We start from the raw sequence: 23,367 nt of genomic DNA, 5'->3' as shown, positions 1-23,367 counted from the left end.
CCTCTTTCAAATTCTGCTGCTCTCTATGCAAAAAACAGCAGACCTGCTTTTGCCAGAAAGAAAAGAAGAAGGATCTGCGCCGCCAGCATCAGCGGGACTCCAATCGTGAATTTCTTTTTTCTTGTCTTGTGATGAAACAGGTGCATGCCCAGCAAGGCTCCCACCGAGCCGCCGGCTGCCGCAAGTCCAAGCAAGGTGGAAACGCGGATTCTCCATTTTCCCCGCACCGCACTTCGTTTGTCGATTCCATAGACTGCTATGGTAATGATATTAATACAAATCAGGTAACTCCACAATACTGTCTGTAAGATCGAATGTTCCATTTTTTACGCACCAGCCTTTCTTTTTTCAAAAAAGGCAGCGTTTTTCTGCGCTGCCTTTTTCAAACTCTTTTCAAAATTACTTTTTCTCCAGAAATATTTTTCTGGTCACAAAATTGTATACCATAACAATCGCCGTCGCGAATACTTTCGCGATTGTGTAGATCAGGTTATGGCCTATGTTCTGCTGCAGTGCAACATTACCGCCGTAGATCGGGCCTACGACGATCCAGATCAGGAAACTGTTGAGCAGCATGCCGATCAGGGAAAGGACGACAAAGGTGATGAACTCGACTTTTTTGTTCATTTCTTCTTTCCGCTCAAAGACAAATTTGAAGCTTAAAATGTAATTTGCAATGACCGATACGGTAAATCCGGCAACGGAACCGATGAGGGATGCCGCTTCAAAGTAAGAGCTGGAAGTCAGCGCCATCACAAGATTCAGGACAATAAGACCGGTCACGTAGTCGATGCCGAAGCTGATAACGCCGACGATACCGAATTTCACAATCTGTGCAAATAATTTCTTCATGTTTTTCCTCTTGTTTCTTCTATTATTTTCGAGTCAACGACTCTATGAGAATACCATATCACGGCAGTTTTTTCAAGTTTCCGTATTGTTTTTCCTCACGTCAAAAACGCCGGATTTCACATACAAACATGAAATCCGGCGTCTTTGAATTTCTCTAAATCTCCCGTTTCTCCATAAATCTTACACTGATCCCATACGAAATCAGCACAACTGCGATGCTTACCGCAAAAATTCCCGCCTGTCCAGGAACGTTTCCCGTGATGGTGCCAAGCAGCTCCGCGATCGTAAACTGCCCGTTGAAGCCCGACTCTGCCAGCGATACACCGATTTTCTGCAGGTCCTGCAGTGTGATCTCTGTGATCGGTTTTCCAAAGAGTTCGATCGTTCCGCTCTCCGCTTTTACAAGGCCGAGCATCAGGCGGATCGCCGTGCTCTTTCCTGCTCCGTTTTTTCCGATAAGTCCGGTGATTCTTCCCTCCGGAACTTCGGTCCGTTTTGAGCCCGGTGAAGAAAAAGAGGTGAAAAAGCTCGATTTTGACCAGCGGATTTCCGCATCCATCCACAACCATCATCACTGATGCGGTTTTTGTCCGTACCTTCGGAAGAATGGGCCGACCTCTTTTCGCGGGCAGGCTCATTCCGTATCTTATGATTTTCAGGAGACTTTTTATGTCCGAACTTAATTTTTATCTTCTTCAGATCAACGATGCTTTATTTCCAATCGGTACGTATTCACACTCGCAGGGACTCGAGACGTAAATCTCTTTCTCTCACGATCGGAGCACGCAGATACCCTTCTGGATGAAATCCGGGAATTTCTTGCCTCCGATCCGAAAATTGACGGCGGCGCAACTATACTTTCCTGCGGTGATCTTGCAGTTCGTATTTTCGGTCTACGCGCGCAAAGGCTGCAGCAAATGGCGGAAAAAATAAAGTCTGCATATGACAAATTTTTATAACTGTCTATTCAAGTCGTTCACTTTTCCCTTCGTCAAATTTCGCAGAAAAAATGTCAAAATAAGGATATGACAACCTCTTCAGAATGTGATAAAATAACTTTCGTTTTAAGCGAAGATAAAACTTATTTTACCATCATTTCGAGGAGGTTTTCTCATGGAAAAAGACATGACAAAGGGAAGTCCGCTTCCGGTCATTCTGCAGTTTACGCTGCCGCTGATTATCGGAAATATTTTCCAGCAGCTCTACAACATGGCAGACACGATTATCGTTGGCCGATATGTCGGAGCGGATGCACTGGCTGCAGTTGGTTCTACGGGAACGATTATGTTCCTGGTGCTTGGATTTGCGCAGGGCATCACAGCAGGCTTTACGGTTCTGACATCGCAACGGTTCGGTGCAAAGGATACGCGCGGAGTAAAGCGAAGTGTGGCAAACGGCATTCTACTGGCTCTCCTTTTCACAGTTGTCCTGACATTCTTCAGCATGATCTCCATGCGGCCATTGCTGCATCTCATGAACACACCGGAAAATATTTTTCAGGACGCTTATACCTATATTATGATTATCTGCGGTGGCCTGATCGCTACGATTTTTTACAATCTGCTTTCCTCCTATCTGCGTGCAGTAGGAAACAGCCAGACTCCGCTGATGTTCCTGATTTTTTCGGCTGTATTAAATGTTCTTCTGGATCTGCTTCTCATCATTCGTTTTAAAATGGGCGTTGCGGGAGCCGGATATGCAACCGTTTTCTCCCAGGGAATTTCTGCTGTGCTCTGTCTTTTTTATATTTATCGCTCCATGCCGGATATGTGGCCGGAAAAACACCACTGGAAGCTTCATGCGGCAGATTCCCGCCATCAGCTCTCGATGGGCATTCCGATGGCACTCCAGTTTGCCATCACCGCATCCGGTACAATGATTATGCAGGCTGCCATTAACCTGTTCGGCTCGGAGGCAGTTGCCGCTTTTACGGCGGCCTGTAAGCTGCAGAATCTGGTCACACAGGGCTTTTCCGCAATGGGACAGACGATGGCAACCTACAGCGGGCAAAATTTCGGAAAGGGCGATATTCCACGGATTAAAAAGGGAGTTCGCGCTGCACTTCTGACTTCCATCACATATTCGATCGCAGCCGCTGTTCTCGTCTTCCTTCTTCTGAAGCCATGTCTTTCCCTCTTCTTCTCGGGTGATGTCGATATGGCCGCCATGATGCCATGGGCAAAGACTTATTCCTATATGTGTGCTCTTTTTTATGTACCGCTCTGCACCATCTTTATTTTCCGAAATGCAATGCAGGGTTGCGGCTACGGCTTTCTACCTATGATGGGCGGTGTTTCTGAACTCTTTGCGCGCCTTATTGTAGCTGTGATTGCCATAAAAGTCATCAGCTATCCGCTCGCCTGCTTCTGTGACCCGGCAGCCTGGGTGACGGCAGCTGTCTTTACCGGTGTTTCGTATCTGTTTGTCATGAAGGATATCGACAAAAAGTATAATTCAAAGATACCGACGGCTCCGATCAGCTGACATTTTTCATACCAAACGCAAAACTGCGCGGAATGCACGATTCTGAAATGCATTCCACGCAGTTTTTTGTATTTACAGGATTACAGATTCAGTTTTGCTTTCTGCAGACTTACACAGGAACGATGATATGTGAGTGTCATCGTCAGATAAATGACGCCCACGACAATGACTGCGAGAATACCGGTATGGAACACCAGATGCAGGATCATCGTCGCACACAGCAGGATCTGAATCATCTTGCCCAGCGCCATATAGGCCTTATAGGCACTCTGATATACCATCTCTTTTTCTGCCTCATCGCAACTTGCCATCCAGTCTTTCTGGAAGTTTTTTGAGTTCATATCGCCTCTCTTCTCCGGGTGAGCTGCCTGAACCATTTTTACATAACGCATCTGATAATAGCCATAGAGAAAGAAGTTGATACAAAACAGAGCACAGGTTGCCAGGAATCCGGCGAGCTCTTTTCCCGATGCTTCTTCCAGCCAAGAACGGGAAAAGGTAAATGTCAGCACGATGATATCGCAGACCTGCGAAATCACATTGCAGTTCATCAGCATCGCGCCGTATTTCTCTTCTTCATAGCTTAAGACTTCGTACTGTTCATCCTCTGCTTCTTCGAGATGCTTCATCGTATCCTTTAATTTCCGGCTGTAAAATTCCATCAGGACAATGCTTACAACGAAAATTACCGCAATGATCGGCAGTGCCAGCGGGCGGACCAGATCGCTCAGATCACTCATGCCATTTTTCACACCGAACGTCATAAAAATTCCGACAAAAAAACCGCAGACTCCGCCGATTCCCAGATAAATCAGCATCCGCTTCGTCAGCTTTCCGTAGGAATTTGGTTTGTTCCCCTGTTTTTCTTTCATGGTTCATCCTCCTCATATTGAAAAATATCTTCTACTTTTACTTCACAGATTTTTGCAAGTTTTAATGCCAGTGTCACCGACGGTGAATAGTCTCCCCGCTCAATCAGGCTGATGGTCTGTCTCGATACTCCCGCCATTTTTCCAAGGTCGGTTTGGTTGATGCCAAGCTTCGAACGGTACTCTTTTAACTGATTGTACAGCGGCATCGCAGTATCTCCTTTCACTTTATTTTTAGATGAGCTCTCTATTTGACAACTTTTCTTGTCATCTACTACTCTACTATTGACAACTTTATTTGTCAATAGTTTTGACAAGTTTTTTTGTCATTGTCAAGCAGATATTCGCAATGGAAGCAGGGGACTTACTTGATTCGGTTAAACTCCCGGTTGATTTGTAGGCCGAAATGTACTAAACTAGAGATATCTATTTTCGTAACTATTCAAGCCGCAGAAAGGACAGAATCTATGGAACAGAAAGACAGCCGGTTTGCCGTATTGATCGATGCGGACAATGTTTCCCCGAAATACATCAAATATATCCTGGACGAGGTTTCCGACCAGGGTGTTGCCACGTACAAACGGATCTACGGGGACTGGACCGATATCTCGAAAAAGAGCTGGAAAGAGCAGCTTTTGCGCTACTCGATCAATCCGATCCAGCAGTACAGCAATACGAACGGAAAAAATTCAACTGACTCCGCGATGATCATCGATGCCATGGACATCCTCTACTCCGGAAATGTGGAGGGCTTCTGCCTGGTTTCTTCGGACTCTGATTTTACCAAGCTGGCGCAGCGTCTGCGTGAATCCGGCATGTTTGTGCTCGGCATGGGCGAGCAGAAAACCCCTTCTTCCTTCCGCGTTGCGTGCGATGCCTTTAAAATTCTCGAAATCATTTCCCAGAACGAGGACGATATCTCCCCTGCGATTACCGCTGTCTCGGAAAATCCGGCGCGCTACGGCACTTCTCAGGACGAACCCCCTTCCATTACAAGCAAGGCAGAAATCGAGCGGACGGTTTCCCGTGTACTGACAGAGAACAATGATCACGGAAAAAATACGACACTTAGTGAGATCGGCAGTATCCTGCAGAAGAAATTCTCAGAGTTTGACGTTCGAAATTACGGTTATTCCAAACTTTCCACGTTTCTAGAAAGCATGAACGATATCGAAGTGCTGAAAACCGGTCATAATTACCTCGTAAAGGAACGCCAGAACACCGTATCGCGCCAGCAGATTGAAAAATGTATCACGGATCTGATCTGCTCCAACGGAGGCCATATCGACAACCTCAGCATTATTCACGATGCCCTGCGGAACCGTTTCCCGGGCTTCGATGTGAAGCAGTATGGATATAGCAGGATTTCAAGTTTTATCAACAGTTTCAAAAAATTCAAAATCACAAACAATACGGTACAGATGAAACAATAGCATTTAAAACATAAACCAGATTCGCCGGATCCGGATCGTGCTTGATATACCATGTACATGTTTGGTGTGCCCGCAACAAAAAGCCCCCGGAAATGTCAGATTTTCTGACACCCGGAGGCTCTTTTTATTTCGTCTGTTGTTATCTTTTTCCTGTACTTCCAATTCCGCCGCGGTCCTCGCCGTTTAAGTGGTCAACTTCTTCAAAGCCGATGGTCGGCTGGTGTTTCTCGATGCGGAACTGGCAGATGCGGTCATTCACATGAATCACGGTGTCGCGCAGGGCATACGCCGGCATGTAGAACCAGTCGTTCGGTCCGCAGTAGCTCTCATCGATGATACCGCAGTGGTTCGTCTGGATAATACCGAAGTTCTTGAAGGTGCTGCTTCTCGGCACAATATGCGCCTCGTAGCCCTCCGGCAGCTGCATGGCAACGCCGAGGTGGATCAGCTTGAATTCTCCGGCCTTTAACTCTACTTCTTCTGCCGCGCGCAGGTCGATCCAGTCGGACTTTCCGTCGATATAGCGCAGGCGCTCAATTTCATCGTTTAAATACTGAATTTTAATGGTTTCCATAAAGCGTCTCCTTTTCTTTTTGCGTGACTACTTTTCGCCGAACAGTACGACTTCGCCGCGTGCTCTCGTCTTTTTCACATCAATGACTCTCTGATTCGGGCTGCCCTTCCATTCCAAGGTAACGTCCCTCTGGGCAAGAATAAAGCGGCCGTCCACAACCACGTCCGTGTAATCCATCAGTTCCAGATCACAGACGGATTCCCACTCATATCCGGTGTAAACCCAGATATCTTTTTTCGGATATCTTTCCTTGATCTCTTTTGCCAGAGCCGTCACATCCGCCCGGTTTGCCTCATGCAGCGGATCTCCGCCGGAAAAGGTGATGCCGGAAATGTAGTCCTTGTCCAGCTGTTCAAAAATTTCTGCCTTTGCCGCGTCATCAAACGGGATGCCGCCATTTGGATCCCAGGTAATCGGATTCTGACATCCCTTGCAGTGATGACCGCATCCGGCGACCCAGAGCACGACGCGCAGGCCGTCTCCGTTCAGCATATCGTCTTTCGTTATATTATGGTATCTCATAGCTTTCACTCCTATTGGACATAAGAAAACACAGAAAAACGAACCGTTTTGCAGATCCCTTTTTCTGTGTTCCCCGCTCTTTATCGTCTGGCAGATCTATTTATTTCGCGTCTGCCGGAACATCCTTGATACTGAAGCTTACACGGCCCATCTTATCTTTGCCCATGCAGACTACTTTTACAACATCGCCAAGGCTGACAACGTCTTCTACTTTCTCAACACGCTGTTTGGCGAGCTTGGAGATGTGTACCAGACCTTCTTTTCCAGGTGCGAACTCAAGGAAAGCACCGAAGTCTTTGATGCTGACAACTTTTCCGGTCAGGATCTGTCCCTCGGTAAAGTCGCTTGCGATGATCTCGATATATTTCTTTGCCTGATCCATCATAGCCTGCTCGGTTCCGCAGATGGAAACTGCACCGTCATCTGTGATGTCGATCTTTACGCCGGTCTCATCGATGATGGCGTTGATGGTCTTTCCTCTCTGGCCGACAACTTCACCGATCTTCTGCGGGTCGATCATCATCTGGATGATCTTCGGAGCGAACTCGCCGACCGTCTTACGCGGCTCTGCGATCGCTTTCTCCATAACCTCGGTCAGGATGTACTCTCTTGCCTGTTTCGTTCTGGCAATCGCCTCTTCTACGATCTGACGGGTCAGTCCATGGATCTTGATATCCATCTGGATTGCAGTGATTCCGTCGTGGGTACCAGCTACCTTAAAGTCCATGTCGCCGAAGAAGTCTTCGAGACCCTGGATATCGGTCAGTACGAGGTAATCATCATCGGTCTCGCCTGTTACCAGACCGCAGGAGATACCTGCAACCGGTTTTTTGATCGGTACACCGGCAGCCATCAGAGACATGGTGGATGCACAGATACTTGCCTGGGAAGTAGAACCGTTGGACTCGAAGGTCTCGGATACGGTACGGATTGCGTACGGGAACTCTTCCTCGGTCGGAAGTACCGGAACCAGGGCACGTTCTGCCAGAGCACCATGGCCGATCTCACGGCGTCCCGGTCCGCGGGACGGTTTTGTCTCACCTACAGAGTAGGACGGGAAGTTGTACTGATGCATGTAACGTTTGGAGGTCTCGAACTCATCCAGTCCGTCCAGTTTCTGTGCTTCGGAAAGCGGAGCCAGTGTTGTTACGTTGCAGATCTGAGTCTGTCCACGGGTGAACATAGCGGAACCATGAACACGCGGGATAATGTCAACCTCTGCTGCCAGAGGACGGATTTCTGTGATCGCACGGCCGTCCGGACGTTTGTGGTCTTTTAAGATCATCTTACGAACAGTCTTTTTCTGATACTGGTAAACAGCCTCGCCTAATACTGCCAGCCACTCTTCGTTGTCGGCAAATGCCTCCTCGAGTTTCTCGGTGATGACACGGATGTTTTCTTCTCTTGTCTGTTTGTCATCGCTGAAAACAGCCTCTTCCATCTCGGCCGGAGGAACGATCTCTTTGATCGCTGCAAACAGCTCTTCCGGAATAGCGCAGCTCTCATAAGCGTGTTTCGGTTTTCCAACCTCTGCTACGATGCTGTCGATGAATTTGATGATTTCCTGGTTTACTTCGTGTGCTTTGTAGATGGCGTCGATCATTTTTGCTTCCGGAATCTCTTTTGCTCCGGCTTCGATCATGATGACTTTCTCTCTGGTGGAAGCTACGGTCAGTTTCAGGTCGGATACTGCTTTCTGTGCGAGAGTCGGGTTTACGATGAACTCGCCGTCGATCATACCGATCTGAGTCATGGCACACGGACCGTCAAACGGGATGTCGGAAATGCAGGTTGCGATTGCGGAACCCAGCATTGCGACTACTTCCGGATCACACTCCGGATCTACGGACATTACCATGTTGTTTAAGGTAACATCGTTGCGGTAATCTTTTGGGAACAGCGGACGCATCGGACGGTCAATGACACGGCTGGTCAGAATTGCGTGCTCGCTTGCTTTTCCTTCTCTTTTGTTGAATCCGCCCGGGATTTTTCCAACGGCGTACATCTTCTCTTCGTACTCAACGCTTAATGGGAAGAAGTCGATGCCATCACGCGGTTTCTCAGATGCGGTTGCTGTAGAAAGAACTACAGTATCGCCATAATGCATAAATGCTGCGCCGTTTGCCTGTTTTGCTACACGGCCTACGTCTACGGTCAGGGTTCTGCCTGCCAGTTCCATAGAAAAACTCTTGTACATAAATAATCTCCTTTTTTTCTTCTGAGCAGAATTTCCGAAACAACTGAAAAGCACACCGGAATACGGACAAGATGCAGCTTTCAATGTGTTTTTCAGTGGTCTCGGATAAAATTCCTGCGCCCAGAATGGCTCCATGTCGTTTGCTGTCTTTGATCTTACAAGCAAAGAAACGGGCGGAAAATGTATCCCGCCCGTTGTTCCAAGCTGATTATTTTCTGATTCCTAACTTCTCGATTAAAGCACGGTATCTTTCAATATCAGTTTTCTTTAAGTAGTCAAGCAGACCACGTCTCTGACCAACCATTTTCAGAAGACCTCTTCTGGAGTGATGATCTTTGTGGTGAACTTTCAGATGCTCAGTGAGCTCCTCGATTCTTGCGGTAAGAACAGCTACCTGTACTTCCGGTGATCCTGTATCTCCCTCAGTTCTTGCATACTCTTTGATGATTGCCTGTTTTTTTTCTTTCGAAATCATTTTAAATTCCTCCTATTATTTTGATTGCACCGCTGACTAAGAAGTGGTCGGAGTGTCCTGCCTCTGAATCAGGGTCCGGGGATCTTTTTTGTCCCACATACTCGATTAGTATAGCATACGCTTTTCGAATTGTAAATACTAAAATCAGATGTTTTCGCGATGAATTTTCACGTAGTTACAGTTCTCCGAACTGTAACTTTCGCAGCTCTCATTTTAAGTTTTGCTTCGCAAAAGGAGAGCTGCTCACACCTGAATCACTTTCTTACGCAGCGAAACAGCGAGTGTTTCACTGCTGAGCGAACTTTTTTTCTACATATTTTTTTCCTGCCGCAACATCATGATCGAGCTGGTTTTTCAGCGCGTCGATCGAAACAAATTTCTGCTCCGGGCGCAGAAATTTTAACAGAGAAACCTCCGCCTGTTTTCCATAGAGATCCTCGCTGCAGTCAAAAAGATTCGTCTCCACGCCGGTAAATTTTTCCTGTACCGTCGGCTTAACACCGATGTTTGTGATACCGTAATAAATTTTTCCTTCGATTTTCACCTCGGAAACGTAGACGCCGAACGGCGGAAGCAGCTTTTCTGCCGGCGGGATCTGATTGATGGTCGGCACGCCGATCGTTCTGCCGAGTGCATGACCGTGGACAATCTCGCCGTGAACCGCGTAATCGTAGCCGAGCAGACCGCTCACGGCTTCCATATTGCCCTGTTCCAGCTCTTCCCGTGCCCAGGTGCTGCTGATCTCGCGGCCGTTTTCCTCTGCTTTTTCGATGATCTCGGTTTCAAAACCAAGGGACGGGCCCATTTCTTTCAGCATTTCGGCTGTGCCGCTTCTCTTGTAGCCAAAACCGAAATCCTTTCCCACAACAACTTTTTTCGCGTGCAGCTTATCCACCAGAATCTCTTTGATAAAGGCTTCCGGCGTCATGTGCATCACTTCATCCACAAACGGGCATTCCACAAGGCAGTCCATGCCAAGCTGTTCGAGGCGGGCTCTTCTCTCCTCATTCGTCAGCAGCTGATGCGGCTTGACATGCTGCACTTTCGACTGCGGCGGCACGTCAAACGTAAACACAACCGTTTCCAGTCCTTCCGTTCTGCCGATTGCAAGGACACGGCGGATCAGAAGCATATGCCCCCGGTGGAGGCCGTCAAATTTTCCCAGGGTTACAACGCTGTCCCCTCTGCTGTCAAAATCCAGTGTTTTTGTTAGATATCTCATGTTCTCTCCAGAAATAACTTGACCGGTCTGGTTAAGTTTTGTGATGGTCTGTATTGATAAATACCGACAAACGTTCCGCCATCGAGATAAAGGCGGAACTCCTCGTCTTCTGCGAAGTCCCCGCCGGAAGCAGTTTCCCCGATTTCGCGGATCTGCGCCGGTTTCAGCGGATTTCCGTTTTCCGCAAGCTTTTTCGCATGATCGTCCGCTGTCGCAAAGCTGCGCAGCGCGGCAAACATTTCATCGACCGGCACGAGGATCTCCGAAAGGCGGCCCTCACCGACAATCGCTGCGATCTCGTCAAGCGTGTGCGCTCCGTTTCGGTCAAACTGGCCGACTCTCGTGCGGATCAGCTGCTCCATACATCCGTGGCAGCCCAGTTTTTCGCCGATATCGTGGCACAGGGTGCGGATATACGTTCCCTTCGAACACGTTACCTCCATGCGCACCAGCGGAAGCTTCACTTCCAGAATGCTGATCTCGTAAAAGTGCACCGTGCGGGCCTTCCTCTCGATCTCGATGCCTTCCCGCGCCAGCTCGTAGAGTTTCTTTCCATTAACCTTCAGCGCGGAATACATCGGCGGCACCTGCTGCTGCTCCCCGACAAACGAGGCGATGCAGTCCCGCACCTCTTCTTCCGTCACGGTCACCGGCGCTTCTGCTGTCACGGTTCCGCTCATGTCCTGCGTATCCGTTGCGATTCCAAGGTGAAGCAGCGCTTCATACGTCTTCGTTTCATCGGTCAGCATATCGCAGAGACGCGTTCCCTTTCCAATGCAGACCGGAAGCACGCCCGTCGCATCCGGGTCTAGGGTTCCGGTGTGGCCGATTTTTTTCTGGTGCAGGATGCCGCGCAGCTTCCCAACCACGTCATGCGACGTAAATCCCGCCTCTTTCCATACGTTCAGAACTCCGTTTATCATGTTGTTTTGTCTCCCTCTTTTTCACAAGAAAACCGGGCGTGGATATATTTTCTGCGCCCGGCTGTTTCCTGTTTATGCTTCTTCCTCTGTCGTCTCTTCTTCCTCTTCTGCAAGAAGCTGTTTTTCGATATACAGAGTCAGATTGTTGATTACATCATACGGAGAACCTGACATCGTGCAGCCAGCCGCACGGATATGGCCGCCGCCGCCGAATACGGCTGCGATTTTGCTCACATCAACCAGCTCGTCGGAGCGGAGGCTTACTTTGAAGACCTGCGGCTCCAGCTCATACAGGAAGATCGCTACGTGAACGCCTTCTGTATTTTTTAACTGGCTGACAATGCCGTCCATATCTCCCGTTGTCAGGCCATAGAAGTCCATGACCTTCTTCCGCACGATACCGACAATACACTGCTTGTCGAGAAGCATGATGCTCTCTGTCAGCGTGCGTCCCATAATCTGGTTCTGTACGTATGTTTTCTTGAAGAATGCATCCTCGATGATTCTGGTAAACGGAACTCCCTTTTCCATCAGAGCGGCCGCAACCCGCATCGTGTGCGGAGAGGTGCTGCTGTACTGGAATACGCCGGAATCGGTCACAATACCGGTGTACAGCGCCTCGGCGCACGGCTCGGAGATCTTTTCTTCCTCCAGAAGCCCGAACAGCACCTCGCAGGCAGAGCTTGCATCCGGCTCTACGTGATTGATTTCGCAATATTCTGTATTCGTCACATGGTGATCGATGCAGATCGTCTTTCCCGCTTTTGCAAGAAGCGGTGCGGCAACGCCGATGCGCTCCTCGCTGGATACATCCAGAAGGACCACAAGGTCGTACGCTTTCTCTTCACAGCTTGTCTTTACCTCAGAAAAGCCCGGAAGATAGGAAAATTCCGGCCGTGGATCCTCAAGATAGACATCTGCCTGAATCTCCGGCCGATTGTCGCGAAGATACTGGTATAATCCCAGGCAGGAACCGATGCAGTCACCGTCCGGACGAACGTGTCCGGCGATGGCCATGCAGGAGACTCCGTTTAGAATTTCATCAATTTTCTTCATTTTCCTCATCCTTTTTGTCTTCTTTGTGTGTTACTTCATCAATCAGTTTCGACATCGTAACGCCATATTCAATCGACTCATCCAGGACAAAGGTCAGCTCCGGTGTATTGCGGAGGTTAATGGTCTTGGCCAGCATACGGCGGATGAAGCCCTCCGCGCTCTTTAAGCCGCGGATGGTTTCTTTCTTCGCCTCATCATCGCCAAACACACTGATATATACTTTACACGTCTTCAGATCCGGCGCTACCTCTGCCGCTGTGACAGAGGTCATCATTCCGATGCGCGGATCCTTGATCTCGTTCCGGATGATGTTGGAAAGCTCTTTCTGTACTTCCCCGTTGATCCTGGTGTTTTTAATACTGTTTTTTCTCAACTTAATTCCTCATTTCTATCTCGGCACTTCTACCATGATATAAGCCTCGACCTGATCGAACTCCTGAAGATCGTTGAATCCTTCAAATACAAGACCGCACTCATAGCCGGAGCGCACTTCTTTGACATCGTCTTTGAAACGTTTGAGGGATGCCAGATTTCCTTCGAAGATCTGGTTTCCTTCGCGGCTGATTCGAACTTTGCAGCCTCTCTGGAACGTTCCGTCCAGTACATAGCTTCCGGCGATCGTTCCGACACCGGATGCCTTGAAGAGCTGACGTACCTCGGCATGGCCGATAACTTTCTCTTCGTAAACCGGCTCAAGCATACCCTTCATGGCTGCCTCAACATCCTCAATTGCCTGGTAGATGACACGGTACAGACGGATGTCTACGCCGTTCTGCTCTGCCATGGATTTTGCGTTCGCATCCGGGCGTACGTTAAATCCGATAATGATGGCGGAAGATGCGGTTGCCAGCATAACGTCGGACTCGTTGATCGCACCGACACCGCCGTGGATGACGCGTACGGCAACTTCCTCGTTGGAGAGTTTGACAAGACTCTGTTTTACTGCCTCGACAGATCCCTGTACATCGGCTTTGACAACAAGTGCCAGTTCTTTTAAGTTACCCTCCTGAATCTGGTTGAACAGATCATCCAGGGACATCTTCGCTTTTGTCTCCTCAAGCAGGTTCTTCTTGTTCTCTGCCACGAAGGTTGCTGCGAAGTTCTTTGCTTCTTTATCGTTATCGGTCTGAACGAGGATCTCTCCTGCGTTCGGAACATCGGAAAGTCCGAGAATCTCAACCGGAGTAGACGGGCCTGCCTCTTTGACGCGGCGTCCCTTATCATCCATCATCGCACGGACTTTACCGGAGCATGCGCCTGCTGCGATGTAATCGCCGACATGCAGGGTACCTTTCTGTACCAGAATGGTAGCAACCGGTCCTTTTCCTTTATCCAGCTCAGCCTCGATGACAAGACCTCTTGCTTTCCGGTTCGGGTTTGCTTTCAGCTCGAGCACTTCGGAAGTCAGAAGGATCATCTCAAGCAGATCGTCGATACCTTCGTTGTTCTTTGCAGATACCGGAACGAATACGGTGCTTCCGCCCCAGTCCTCCGGAATCAGTTCGTACTCGGAGAGCTCCTGTTTTACACGCTCTACGTTTGCGCCTGGTTTATCGATCTTATTGATCGCAACGATGATCTCAACGCCGGCTGCTTTTGCATGGTTGATTGCCTCAACGGTCTGCGGCATCACACCGTCGTCTGCTGCGACAACGAGAATGGCGATATCCGTTGCATTGGCTCCACGCATACGCATAGCGGTGAATGCCTCATGTCCCGGGGTATCGAGGAACGTAATCTTCTGTTTGTTGATCGAAACGGTGTATGCACCGATGTGCTGGGTAATACCGCCAGCCTCGCGGTCGGTGACATGGGTGTTCCGGATGCAGTCCAGAAGAGATGTTTTACCGTGGTCAACGTGTCCCATAACGCAGACTACCGGCGGACGCGGAACCATGTCTTTTTCATCCTCTTCGTCCTCTTTTAAGAGCTCTTCGATCACATCGACTTTCTCTTCCGGCTCAGCGATGATGTTATAATCAAGCGCGATTTCCTGTGCTTTTTCGAAATCGATCTCATGGTTTACGGTAACCATCGTTCCTTCCATGAACAGTTTCTTTACGATGACTGCCGGCTGCATTTTCATCTTCTCAGCCAGCTCGCGGATGGTCATTTTCTCCGGCAGGGTAATCTCCTTTACCTCGTCCTTCGGAGCTTCCTGTTTCGGTTTGTTGACTGGTTTCTGGAGCGCTTTCGGGAGTCTGGACTGCTGATGATGTCCCTGGTTCGGACGGTTTCCGCCTCTTCCTCTGTCTTCACTGAATTTATTTTCTCTTAAAGAATCTTTGTTTTTGTCTTTTTCTTTTCTTCCTGTATCACGGCCTGGCTTCTTGATGCCAAGGCTCATTGTATCGCCTGCAGAGCTCTTATGCTCGGTTCTGCGGCGGTCTCCTCCCGGACGGCGGTTCTGATTCTGGGAATCATCATCCTTTCCTGCGAACGGTCTTCCGCCATTATTTCCCGGTCTGCCTCCGTTTGGACGTGCGGAACGCTCACCGAATGGTCTTCCGCTTCTCTCACCGTTTCCACTTCTTCCGCCGTTATTGCGGTCTCCTCCCGGACGGTCTCCGCTGCGGTTCGGGCGGTCTCCATTGTTTCCGCCGAAGCGGCGTTCTCCCTGCGGACGGTCTCCGCTGCGGTTCGGGCGGTCTCCGTTATTGTTGAAGCGGCGCTCTCCCTGCGGACGGTCTCCATTGCGGTTCGGACGGTCTCCGTTATTGTTGAAACGGCGCTCTCCCTGCGGACGGTCTCCATTGCGGTTCGGACGATCTCCATTTCCGCCGTTTCCGTTTCCACGGTTCGGACGGTCCTCGCTTCTTCCGTTTCCATTGCGGTTTCCTTCCGGACGGCCGTTTCCGCGGGACGGACGGTCTTTTTTCTGTCCCTGGTTCTTTGTGAACTCTTTTGCTTCTTTACTTGTTGCGTTCTGCGGACGCACAACGGAAATAATTTTCTTTTTCTTCGGTTTTGCCTGCTCTTCCGGTTTCTTCATTTCCATATTTTCTGTATCTTTCTTTTCCAATGATCTTTTCTCCTCTTTCTGCGGTTTTCGTGTTTCCTGCATCCATCCACCGACCTTTCCGGCCTTACGCCTTACGCTTCTGCCAACAATGCTGCTATTTTTTCTGCAAAATGCGCTTCACATACGGCAAGGGAAGAACGGTATTCTCTTCCGATGGCTCTTCCAAGCTGCTCTTTGTCCCCAAAAAGAATGCATGGCACTTTATAGTATGCACACATATTGCGAAATTTCTTCTGTGTATTGGCCGACGCCGTTTCCGCCAGAATGACAAGGTATGCGCTGCCGCTCTTTACGGCCTGCTCGGTCGCAAATTCGCCGCTCGATACCTTACCCGCCTTCATGGCAAGGCCCAGCATGGATAATCCTTTACTTTGACTGTTCAATCTTCGCAAATGCCTCCTTTAACTGCTCATAAACCTCTGATGGAATTTCTGCCTTCAGAGAACGGGAAAGTCCTTTGTTTTTCATTGCTTTCCCAAGACATTCCAGAGAGCAGACATAAGCACCGCGTCCGTTCATTCTTCCGGTTGTGTCCGGAACAATCGTTCCTTCGGTGGTTTTCACCACGCGGATCATTTCTTTTTTGTTTTTCATTTCATTGCAGCCAATGCATTTACGCAGCGGCACTTTACGAACTGTACTCAAATGCTCATCCCGCCTTTGTTTTTATTTTAATTACTCTTCGTCTCCGGCTTTCTCTGCTGTTTCTACATCATTCTCGTCGAAGTTTTCTTCTGCAGAGATGGTTTCCTCCTCTGCTGCGGACTCATCGTAATTGTCCTCTTCCTCGTATTCCTCTTCTACGTAGTCGAAGTCTCCTGCCTCGCGTGCCTGGGTCTCGCTCTTAATGTCGATCTTGAATCCGGTCAGACGTGCGGCAAGTCTTGCGTTCTGTCCCTCTTTACCGATGGCAAGGGAAAGCTGGTAATCCGGAACGATTACTTTTGCGGTCTTCTCCTCCGGGTCTGCCATAACGGAGATAACTTTTGCCGGGCTCAGTGCGTTCTCGATCAGGAGTGCCGGGTTCTCATCCCATGTGATGATGTCGATCTTCTCGCCGTTCAGCTCGTTGACAACCGCGTTGACACGGCTTCCGTTCATACCGACGCATGCGCCGACTGCATCGACATTCGGATCGTTGGACCATACTGCCATTTTCGTACGGCTTCCCGCCTCACGGGCAATGCTCTTGATCTCTACGATGCCTTCCGCAACCTCGGAAACCTCAGACTCAAAGAGACGTTTTACGAGTTCCGGATGGGTACGGGATACCATAACCTTCGGTCCCTTGGTTGTATTCTTTACTTCCAGAACGTATACTTTCACACGCTGGGTCGGCTCAAATTTCTCGCCTTTGACCTGCTCGTTCTCGGTCAGCAGAGCGTCTACTTTACCGAGGTTGATGCTGACGTTGCGTCCCACATAGCGCTGTACCACACCGGTAACCACATCGTGCTCTTTCTCGAAGTACTGATCAAACAGAACTTTACGCTCTTCCTCACGGATCTTCTGAAGAATGACGTTTTTGGCATTCTGGGTTGCAATACGGCCGAACTCTTTGGATTTGATTTCTACCGGAACGATATCGCCGAGTTCATAGCGGGAGTCTGCACGTTTTGCATCGGAAAGGGCGATCTCCATGATCGGATCCTGTACCAGATCAACAACGGTTTTCTCTGCTACGACTTTGAAATCACCAGTCTGGGCGTTAATGCTTACCTTTACATTATCTGCTTTGCCAAAATGGTTTTTACAGGCCTGGATCAGCGACTGCTCAATTGCCTCAAGCAGGGTATCTTTGCTGATATTCTTCTCTTTCTCAAGAACTTCAAGGGCCTCCATTAATTCTGTATTCATTTTTCTCTTTTCCTCCTGTATCTGCGTCTGTTTAGAAATCAAATGCTAAACGGATCAATGCAATATCGCTTTTCTGGAAGACGCGCTCTGTTCCGTCCTCCTCCAAAATGGTCACACTGTTATCATCATATGCGGTGAGTATTCCGTAAAATTCCCGGTTTCTCTCGATCGCACGGTATGTCCGGATTTCCAGCTCTTTTCCCATGCTTCTCTTATAGTCTTTCTCTTTTTTCAGCGGACGTCCAAGGCCCGGGGAGCTGACCTCCATGATATAGGCGTCATCGATAAAGTCCTCTGCGTCCAGCCGGTCAGAAAATGCACGGCTGACGATTTCGCAGTCATCCACGGTAATTCCGCCTTCTTTGTCGATGTAAGCACGCAGGTACCAGGTACCGCCCTCTTTGACATACTCCACATCCACCAGTTCAAAACCATTGGCTTCTACAATCGGAGTGATCAGTTCTTCTGCCTTCTGTTCGTATTCTTCTCTTCTGCTCAAATCCTCACCACCTTTTTGATTCAGGGAAACTTTCGAAAAATTCTTTCATTTCCCTGTACACAAGAAAGAGTGGACGAAATCGTCCACTCCTTAACAGTCACTTATTAACAACTTTACTATAGCACCTTTTCCGTGCAATTGCAAGGGTTAATTTTCAAAATATCCTTTATTTATCGCCTTTTCCGGCTTTTTTGTTCGCCGGTTCCGGGCAGATGTGGACATCGAGCTGGTTATACGGGATGGAAATTCCCGCCGCGTCAAACTCTTCTTTGATGCGCTCATTCATTTTCCATTTGACCGGCCAGTAATTTTCCGTTGCGACCCAGGCGCGGAGACCGACCGTAATCGCGCTCTCGCCCAGCTCATCTACGAAAAACTGCTGTTCCTCCGACTGAAAATGCGGTTCCTCCTCAACGAGGCGGCGCAGGATGTCCTTCGCTTTTTTGATATCGGACTCATAAGAAATGCCGACTTTGATCTCCAGCTTTCTCCGGTCCATCGCCGTCACGTTGATGATGGTGTGGTTCGTCAGATTAGCGTTCGGGATCATGATGGTACGGTTGTCGATGCTGTTGATTGTCGTATAATACATCTCAATCTTCTTAACCGTTCCCTCCTGACCTTCGCCCGGAAAAATGATGTAGTCACCGACCTTAAATGGCTTCAGCAGCAGAATCATCACCCCGCCTGCAAAGTTCGAGAGACCGCCCTGCAATGCCAGGGATACGGCAACGCCGGCGGAGGCGATAGCTGCTGCGATCGACGCTTCGGATACGATACCGAGCTGAACGATAATGGTCAGCACCAGCAGCGTGTTCAGACTGTATTTCACCATGGAAACGGTGAAACTGACCACCGCCTCCTCCGTGTGAAAACGCCGCATGTTTTTCCGGATCAGACCACAGAGCCACAGGATCAGTTTGCGTGCAACCAGAAACAGAATTACTGCAAACACGATCTTCAGCACCAGATCGGCAGCCGAAGAGGCCTTGTCGATCCAGTATTCATAGACGCGTTCCGCCGCTGTCAGATTCACCATGTGTTATCTCTCCTCTGTCTCGAATTTTCTCTGCAGCTCCTCGCCGAGTTCACTCATGCCTGTGCTTTTTTTCGTTTTTGTCTCTGGTTTTGCCTCTGATTTTGTTTCCGGCTTTGTTTCCGGCTTTGTAGCCGGCTTCTTTTCCGGATCGGCGGCTGCGCGGTATTTTTCCACAGCTTTTGCTGCCTCTGCCGCTGCAGATTTTCCGGCTTTCACCAGCTTGTCCACCGTCTGCTCTACCGTTTTCACCGGTTTGCTGTCGATCGCCTGCTTTACGGCTTTCTCCACCTTCTCTGTCGCAGTCGTAGTTCCCTGCTTTTTCTCTGCGGTTTTCACCGTTTTTTCCGATACCTTTTTCTCTGCTTTTTGGGCAGTCTTTGTTGTTTTCTTTGCTTTTACTGCTTTTACTGCTTCTTCCGTTTTTCCAGCCGGTTTTCCCTTCTTTCCGGTTTTCTTCTCTGCTGCCGCTTTCGCTGCAGTTTTTGCCTTTGCGCTCTTATTGCTTGCAGCGCCCGTCTCCGGCTTCGTATAAGAAAATACCTGAACAGAAAGCGGTGCGAGTTTTACGGTAATCGAGTTTTTCCGCTCGTCGCACTCTGTTTTTTTCGACATTTTCACGCGTGGATTTCCGACGCCTGTTCCGCCATAGCTTTCCGCATCGCTGTTGAACATCTCTTTGTACTTTCCTGGATACGGCACACCAATGCGGAAATCATCGTACTCGACATTCGAGAAGTTGCATACGACAAGCAGCGTATCTTCTTTCTTCCTTGTTCTGCGAAGGAAGATCAGAAGATTCTTTTCCCACTCCATGCCATTGATCCACTCAAAGCCCTCCGGCTTTTCGTCAAGCTGATACAGTGCCGGATTTGCCTTGTAAAACGCATGCAGTGCTGCCATATAGTTCTTTAACTGCAGATGTTCCTTGTCCTCAAGAAGCTCCCAGGACAGGGACTGTTTCTCATTCCACTCTTTTTCCTGTCCAAATTCCTGTCCCATAAACAGAAGCTTCTTTCCGGGATGCACCATCTGATAAGCGTACGCCAGACGAAGATTTGCCATTTTCTGCTCCGGTGTACCCGGCATTTTGGTATACATAGACCCTTTCAGGTGAACCACTTCATCGTGCGACAGACTCAGCATGAATTTCTCCGAGTATGCATATACCATAGAAAAAGTCAGCTGATCGTGATGTGCCCCGCGGTATACCGGATCGTTTTTCATATATTCCGTAAAATCATTCATCCAGCCCATGTTCCACTTGTAGTCGAAGCCAAGTCCTTCATCGTCGAGTTCTCCCGTCACCTTCGGCCATGCGGTCGATTCCTCTGCGATAAGAAGCGCATCCGGGAACTCTTTTTTGAAGATGGAGTTCAGATGTTTTAAAAATTCGATTGCCTCAAGGTTCTCATTTCCGCCGTAGATATTTGCGACCCACTCCCCGTCCTGCTTGCCATAATCAAGATACAGCATCGATGCAACCGCATCCATACGGATTCCGTCGGCATGGTACTCTTTTGCCCAGAAAAGCGCATTGGCGATCAGGAAGTTCTTTACTTCCGGTCTGCCGTAATTGTAAATCAGCGTGCCCCAGTGTGGATGGGATCCCTGTCTCGGGTCAAAATGCTCGTACAGACACGTTCCATCAAACGCAGAAAGTCCGAAGGTATCGCGCGGGAAGTGTGCCGGTACCCAGTCGAGAATAACACCAATGTCGTTCTGGTGCATCGTATCCATAAAATAGCGGAAGTCATCCGGCGTTCCGTATCGTGCTGTCGGTGCGTAATAGCCCGTTACCTGATACCCCCAGGACTCGTCAAGAGGATGCTCCATCACTGGCATCAGTTCTACATGGGTGTAGCCGAGCTCTTTGACGTAAGAAGCCAGCATCGGAGCGATCTCACGGTAGTTATAAAATTCACGGCCATCGTCCGGTTTTTTCCAGGAGCCAAGATGCACTTCATAAACAGAAATCGGCGCTTTGTCGCCCTGTGTGACACCACGCTTCTTCATCCAGTTCTCATCCTGCCAGGCATATTTTCCAAGATCAACCACAACACTCGCATTGTTCGGACGCAGCTGTGCTGCATTCGCGTATGGATCCGATTTCAGATACGTCAGACCGCCCTTTGCCTTAATTTCATATTTATAGATGTCGCCCGCGCGAACACCGGGGATAAAGAGTTCATAGATCCCGGACTCCAGAAGATTCATCTGATATGCTCTTCCGTCCCAGTTATTGAAATCCCCGACAACGCTGACACGGATCGCATTCGGTGCCCAGACAGCGAAGTAAACACCACTGATACCATCGATCTTTACCGGGTGTGCACCCAGCTTCTCATAGATGGAATAGCAGATGCCGTTTTCAAACTGTTTCTGTTCCTGCTCGGTGAACTGCATCGGATAGGCATACGGATCGTAATGCTCCATCTGGTTTCCGTCGCCGTCCCAGTAGATCAGCGTATAGGACGGAATTTTCTTTCCCGGAAGCAGCACAGCGAAAAATCCCGCCTCATCCTCGCAAACCATCTCGGTCTGTTTTCCGTCGCGGATCGTATGTACGGCTGCACGGGTTGCACCCGGGAAAAACGCCTGAATCAAAATACCATCCTCCGTTACGCGCGGTCCCAAGATGTCTCTTGGATGATTTTCCTCAGAATAGACCACGGCTTCTATTTCCGCCCAATCCATATAATCGTATAATTTTTCTTCCATTTTCAAAATTATAACCCCTCCTTTTTTATTTTACGTGCTCTCGCTGCTGCTTCCCCCATACAAAATCGCATAAAAAAGCACTCATTCATGCCAGAGCGTGTTTGAAAAAAGCTTTTCGTGAGCTGCGAGTCCCATTTTCAGCCCAAACGGTCTGCAGCAACCGGATAAGGTCAAAACAGATCGCGAAGTGGGGCTTGCAGATTGTGGAAATGATTTTTCAAATTCTGTTTTTATTCTACCATCCTAACTGCGATTGTACAATGCAAATCTGGTTTGTTTTTTATTCATTTCCTACGATTACGGCAAGATCTTCATCTGTCGTCTGCATCTCATCGTTCTCAAACCAGATACTGTAAATGTTCTGTGAAGTCAGTGTTTCCAGGGACTCCCTGGAAAGCGATTCGGCCTGATAATCAGAAAATGCTGCAAGCAGCGTATTGGCACAGCCATATTCACCGGAATAGACGATCAGTTCGGAGGCTGCTGTGTGGTCTTTTCCGTCTGCCGCGCTAAGATACGGCGTGCGCATCGTTCCGTCCTGATACTGGTAATAGCGGTACGCATCCGGGCTGCCCGCCTGGTAAGCGTGGAAAAACACGATGCTTTTCGGTCCTTCATACGTCATTGTTCCGTATGACTGGATTTCGTTCCCGGAAAGATGATACAGCGGATACCGGTACTCTTTTTCTCCCGTCTCATCGAGACAGCGCACGAAACCGTCCTTACTGGAAATAATGCCGAGCTGATAGCCCTCGCCACGAATCGTATCCGCCAGATAATCAATCAAAAAAGCATTTTTCATCCAGAAAAAGTCGAGATATGCGGTATAGCCCATCTCTGCGGCATACGCCTGATACGCGTCTGACACATGCAGACAGACCTGGTTTTCCCCTGACAGCTCCAGTGAAATATCATCCGGGTTCTGTGTAAAGGCAGCAACTGCTGCCGTTTCTTCTGCTGCCGCATCGTTCCGGTTCGGATCAAACTGCGCTGCAGCCGCATCATCATTGCTGGCGCAGAGATTTTCCAGGGACGCATACAGCGGTCCCAGATAAATTTCCCGGCAATTGGCATCGGATACTTTTTTCAGTGCATCGTATAAAACCGGATCTACCGTCAGCACTTCATTTGGATGCTGGTTGATATCATACAGGTTTGTCACATCCTCAAAGCTCTCATCTATATTGAAAAGCCGGTAGCCTTTCACTGCCGCATCTGTGTAAAGCAGCGAAAGCGCCTTTGCCTCCCCGCCTGCAGAAACCCCGCTTGCGCCAACGTTATATTTCAAGGTAAAATCCTCACCGCAGTTCAAATCCGCGCCTGCCTTTACACTGATCTCACGCCAGCCGGAATCTCCATGCAGAAAGTTCATAAAACCATACACCAGAAAACCGGATCCAATCGCCAGAAGCAGTACTACAAGCAGGATGCGCCGTCCGACATTTTTTTCGGAAAGCCAGACCTTCTGTACCGGCTTTGGCAGCCGTCTGTTCGGATCTTTTACTGTTCTTCCCATTTTTTTGCTCCTCTTTCATTCTAATTTTCCTTTTCCGCTGTGATTTATTGTCCCAAAAAACACATCGCCCGTCAAGTAAAATCGGAACGGAATTCATCTCGCACTTCGT

The 23,367-nt window shown here is 49.0% G+C and carries 24 protein-coding genes; 3 read left to right on the top strand and 21 right to left on the bottom strand.

Annotated features, from left to right (window positions below; translation table 11 throughout):
• Window positions 1–23: 23 nt before the first annotated feature.
• The 3 genes from DW743_RS06310 to DW743_RS06300 form a co-directional block, all read right to left on the bottom strand.
• Window positions 24–323 (bottom strand): DUF1294 domain-containing protein, encoded by a 300-nt coding sequence (locus DW743_RS06310; protein WP_055228600.1) that lies wholly within the window; start codon window positions 321–323, stop codon window positions 24–26.
• 76 nt (window positions 324–399) lie between these two features.
• The gene (locus DW743_RS06305) at window positions 400–852 is read right to left on the bottom strand and encodes a GtrA family protein (protein WP_117509180.1); all 453 of its coding nucleotides are present in this window, start codon (window positions 850–852) and stop codon (window positions 400–402) included.
• A 154-nt stretch (window positions 853–1,006) separates the two neighbouring features.
• Window positions 1,007–1,411 carry an ATP-binding cassette domain-containing protein gene (locus tag DW743_RS06300; protein WP_117760897.1) on the bottom strand — a complete coding sequence of 135 codons (405 nt, stop codon included), beginning with the start codon at window positions 1,409–1,411 and terminating at the stop codon, window positions 1,007–1,009.
• 554 nt (window positions 1,412–1,965) lie between these two features.
• Here DW743_RS06300 and DW743_RS06285 point away from each other — a divergent pair.
• Window positions 1,966–3,336, top strand: coding sequence for an MATE family efflux transporter (locus tag DW743_RS06285; RefSeq protein WP_117760895.1), 1,371 nt, complete (start codon window positions 1,966–1,968; stop codon window positions 3,334–3,336).
• A gap of 80 nt (window positions 3,337–3,416) precedes the next feature.
• Here the strand turns inward: DW743_RS06285 and DW743_RS06280 are convergent, their stop codons facing one another.
• Both DW743_RS06280 and DW743_RS06275 read right to left on the bottom strand, forming a co-directional pair.
• Window positions 3,417–4,208 (bottom strand): DUF3169 family protein, encoded by a 792-nt coding sequence (locus DW743_RS06280; RefSeq protein ID WP_117509183.1) that lies wholly within the window; start codon window positions 4,206–4,208, stop codon window positions 3,417–3,419.
• Entirely contained in the window at window positions 4,205–4,414 is a 210-nt protein-coding gene (locus tag DW743_RS06275) for a helix-turn-helix transcriptional regulator (RefSeq protein WP_055228608.1), read from the bottom strand. The genes DW743_RS06280 and DW743_RS06275 overlap by 4 nt, the downstream gene beginning before the upstream one ends.
• Window positions 4,415–4,672: 258 nt before the next feature.
• Between DW743_RS06275 and DW743_RS06270 the strand changes: the two genes are divergently transcribed.
• The gene (locus DW743_RS06270) at window positions 4,673–5,638 is read left to right on the top strand and encodes an NYN domain-containing protein (RefSeq protein WP_022462939.1); all 966 of its coding nucleotides are present in this window, start codon (window positions 4,673–4,675) and stop codon (window positions 5,636–5,638) included.
• A gap of 139 nt (window positions 5,639–5,777) precedes the next feature.
• Here DW743_RS06270 and DW743_RS06265 read toward each other — a convergent pair whose 3' ends face one another.
• The 15 genes from DW743_RS06265 to glgB all read right to left on the bottom strand — a co-directional run bounded on the left by DW743_RS06265 (window position 5,778) and on the right by glgB (window position 21,742).
• Window positions 5,778–6,212, bottom strand: a complete 435-nt coding sequence (locus tag DW743_RS06265) for a dUTP diphosphatase (RefSeq protein WP_022462938.1) — start codon at window positions 6,210–6,212, stop codon at window positions 5,778–5,780.
• Window positions 6,213–6,239: 27 nt separating this feature from the next.
• A complete protein-coding gene (nrdG, locus tag DW743_RS06260; RefSeq protein WP_022462937.1) occupies window positions 6,240–6,734 on the bottom strand; it encodes an anaerobic ribonucleoside-triphosphate reductase activating protein in 495 nt (164 codons plus the stop codon).
• Between the two features lie 100 nt (window positions 6,735–6,834).
• Entirely contained in the window at window positions 6,835–8,931 is a 2,097-nt protein-coding gene (locus tag DW743_RS06255; protein ID WP_022462936.1) for a polyribonucleotide nucleotidyltransferase, read from the bottom strand.
• A gap of 208 nt (window positions 8,932–9,139) precedes the next feature.
• A complete protein-coding gene (gene rpsO / locus DW743_RS06250) occupies window positions 9,140–9,406 on the bottom strand; it encodes a 30S ribosomal protein S15 (RefSeq protein ID WP_022462935.1) in 267 nt (88 codons plus the stop codon).
• 286 nt (window positions 9,407–9,692) lie between these two features.
• Window positions 9,693–10,628, bottom strand: coding sequence for a bifunctional riboflavin kinase/FAD synthetase (locus tag DW743_RS06245; protein ID WP_117760893.1), 936 nt, complete (start codon window positions 10,626–10,628; stop codon window positions 9,693–9,695).
• The gene (truB, locus tag DW743_RS06240; RefSeq protein WP_117760891.1) at window positions 10,625–11,551 is read right to left on the bottom strand and encodes a tRNA pseudouridine(55) synthase TruB; all 927 of its coding nucleotides are present in this window, start codon (window positions 11,549–11,551) and stop codon (window positions 10,625–10,627) included. The genes DW743_RS06245 and truB overlap by 4 nt, the downstream gene beginning before the upstream one ends.
• A 72-nt stretch (window positions 11,552–11,623) precedes the next feature.
• Window positions 11,624–12,607, bottom strand: coding sequence for a DHH family phosphoesterase (locus tag DW743_RS06235; protein ID WP_117760940.1), 984 nt, complete (start codon window positions 12,605–12,607; stop codon window positions 11,624–11,626).
• Window positions 12,594–12,980 (bottom strand): 30S ribosome-binding factor RbfA, encoded by a 387-nt coding sequence (rbfA, locus tag DW743_RS06230; protein WP_022462931.1) that lies wholly within the window; start codon window positions 12,978–12,980, stop codon window positions 12,594–12,596. The genes DW743_RS06235 and rbfA overlap by 14 nt, the downstream gene beginning before the upstream one ends.
• A gap of 15 nt (window positions 12,981–12,995) precedes the next feature.
• Window positions 12,996–15,605, bottom strand: a complete 2,610-nt coding sequence (gene infB, locus DW743_RS06225) for a translation initiation factor IF-2 (protein WP_334291847.1) — start codon at window positions 15,603–15,605, stop codon at window positions 12,996–12,998.
• A 95-nt stretch (window positions 15,606–15,700) separates the two neighbouring features.
• Window positions 15,701–16,012: a L7Ae/L30e/S12e/Gadd45 family ribosomal protein gene (locus DW743_RS06220; RefSeq protein ID WP_055221524.1), complete on the bottom strand. Its 312-nt coding sequence runs from the start codon at window positions 16,010–16,012 to the stop codon at window positions 15,701–15,703.
• Window positions 15,996–16,274, bottom strand: a complete 279-nt coding sequence (rnpM, locus tag DW743_RS06215) for an RNase P modulator RnpM (protein ID WP_022462929.1) — start codon at window positions 16,272–16,274, stop codon at window positions 15,996–15,998. The genes DW743_RS06220 and rnpM overlap by 17 nt, the downstream gene beginning before the upstream one ends.
• Window positions 16,275–16,304: 30 nt before the next feature.
• Entirely contained in the window at window positions 16,305–17,486 is a 1,182-nt protein-coding gene (gene nusA, locus DW743_RS06210; protein WP_117509187.1) for a transcription termination factor NusA, read from the bottom strand.
• A 31-nt stretch (window positions 17,487–17,517) separates the two neighbouring features.
• Window positions 17,518–17,985 (bottom strand): ribosome maturation factor RimP, encoded by a 468-nt coding sequence (gene rimP / locus DW743_RS06205; RefSeq protein WP_022462927.1) that lies wholly within the window; start codon window positions 17,983–17,985, stop codon window positions 17,518–17,520.
• A 166-nt stretch (window positions 17,986–18,151) separates the two neighbouring features.
• Window positions 18,152–19,024 (bottom strand): mechanosensitive ion channel family protein, encoded by an 873-nt coding sequence (locus DW743_RS06200; RefSeq protein WP_055265441.1) that lies wholly within the window; start codon window positions 19,022–19,024, stop codon window positions 18,152–18,154.
• 3 nt (window positions 19,025–19,027) lie between these two features.
• Window positions 19,028–21,742 (bottom strand): 1,4-alpha-glucan branching protein GlgB, encoded by a 2,715-nt coding sequence (gene glgB, locus DW743_RS06195; RefSeq protein ID WP_117509417.1) that lies wholly within the window; start codon window positions 21,740–21,742, stop codon window positions 19,028–19,030.
• Between the two features lie 101 nt (window positions 21,743–21,843).
• On the opposite strand from glgB, the gene DW743_RS19020 reads away from it, so the two are divergent.
• The gene (locus DW743_RS19020; RefSeq protein ID WP_416388104.1) at window positions 21,844–22,098 is read left to right on the top strand and encodes a DUF6783 domain-containing protein; all 255 of its coding nucleotides are present in this window, start codon (window positions 21,844–21,846) and stop codon (window positions 22,096–22,098) included.
• Here DW743_RS19020 and DW743_RS06190 read toward each other — a convergent pair.
• Window positions 22,023–23,258, bottom strand: a complete 1,236-nt coding sequence (locus DW743_RS06190) for a hypothetical protein (protein WP_117509188.1) — start codon at window positions 23,256–23,258, stop codon at window positions 22,023–22,025. The two genes, DW743_RS19020 and DW743_RS06190, sit on opposite strands and share 76 nt — an antisense overlap.
• Between the last annotated feature and the right edge of the window lie 109 nt (window positions 23,259–23,367).

Origin of the sequence: Blautia sp. AM28-27, assembly GCF_003480905.1 — a bacterium.
GTDB lineage: Bacteria > Bacillota > Clostridia > Lachnospirales > Lachnospiraceae > Fusicatenibacter > Fusicatenibacter saccharivorans.
Note: the sequence above shows the minus strand (reverse complement) of the source record. Positions and strands in the feature narration are given on the sequence as shown.

Bases quoted from the DNA above. Each gene is read 5' to 3' on its own strand.
- DW743_RS06200 (WP_055265441.1), bottom strand. From the start codon at position 19,024: ATGGTGAATCTGACAGCGGCGGAACGCGTCTATGAATACTGGATCGAC.
- rpsO (WP_022462935.1), bottom strand. From the start codon at position 9,406: ATGATTTCGAAAGAAAAAAAACAGGCAATCATCAAAGAGTATGCAAGA.
- glgB (WP_117509417.1), bottom strand. From the start codon at position 21,742: ATGGAAGAAAAATTATACGATTATATGGATTGGGCGGAAATAGAAGCC.
- DW743_RS06235 (WP_117760940.1), bottom strand. From the start codon at position 12,607: ATGAAGAAAATTGATGAAATTCTAAACGGAGTCTCCTGCATGGCCATC.
- DW743_RS06255 (WP_022462936.1), bottom strand. From the start codon at position 8,931: ATGTACAAGAGTTTTTCTATGGAACTGGCAGGCAGAACCCTGACCGTA.
- infB (WP_334291847.1), bottom strand. From the start codon at position 15,605: ATGGAAATGAAGAAACCGGAAGAGCAGGCAAAACCGAAGAAAAAGAAA.
- nrdG (WP_022462937.1), bottom strand. From the start codon at position 6,734: ATGAGATACCATAATATAACGAAAGACGATATGCTGAACGGAGACGGC.
- DW743_RS06305 (WP_117509180.1), bottom strand. From the start codon at position 852: ATGAAGAAATTATTTGCACAGATTGTGAAATTCGGTATCGTCGGCGTT.
- truB (WP_117760891.1), bottom strand. From the start codon at position 11,551: ATGATAAACGGAGTTCTGAACGTATGGAAAGAGGCGGGATTTACGTCG.
- DW743_RS06285 (WP_117760895.1), top strand. From the start codon at position 1,966: ATGGAAAAAGACATGACAAAGGGAAGTCCGCTTCCGGTCATTCTGCAG.
- DW743_RS06190 (WP_117509188.1), bottom strand. From the start codon at position 23,258: ATGGGAAGAACAGTAAAAGATCCGAACAGACGGCTGCCAAAGCCGGTA.
- DW743_RS06270 (WP_022462939.1), top strand. From the start codon at position 4,673: ATGGAACAGAAAGACAGCCGGTTTGCCGTATTGATCGATGCGGACAAT.
- DW743_RS06275 (WP_055228608.1), bottom strand. From the start codon at position 4,414: ATGCCGCTGTACAATCAGTTAAAAGAGTACCGTTCGAAGCTTGGCATC.
- DW743_RS06280 (WP_117509183.1), bottom strand. From the start codon at position 4,208: ATGAAAGAAAAACAGGGGAACAAACCAAATTCCTACGGAAAGCTGACG.
- DW743_RS06310 (WP_055228600.1), bottom strand. From the start codon at position 323: ATGGAACATTCGATCTTACAGACAGTATTGTGGAGTTACCTGATTTGT.
- DW743_RS06265 (WP_022462938.1), bottom strand. From the start codon at position 6,212: ATGGAAACCATTAAAATTCAGTATTTAAACGATGAAATTGAGCGCCTG.
- DW743_RS06245 (WP_117760893.1), bottom strand. From the start codon at position 10,628: ATGAGATATCTAACAAAAACACTGGATTTTGACAGCAGAGGGGACAGC.
- DW743_RS06300 (WP_117760897.1), bottom strand. From the start codon at position 1,411: ATGGATGCGGAAATCCGCTGGTCAAAATCGAGCTTTTTCACCTCTTTT.
- nusA (WP_117509187.1), bottom strand. From the start codon at position 17,486: ATGAATACAGAATTAATGGAGGCCCTTGAAGTTCTTGAGAAAGAGAAG.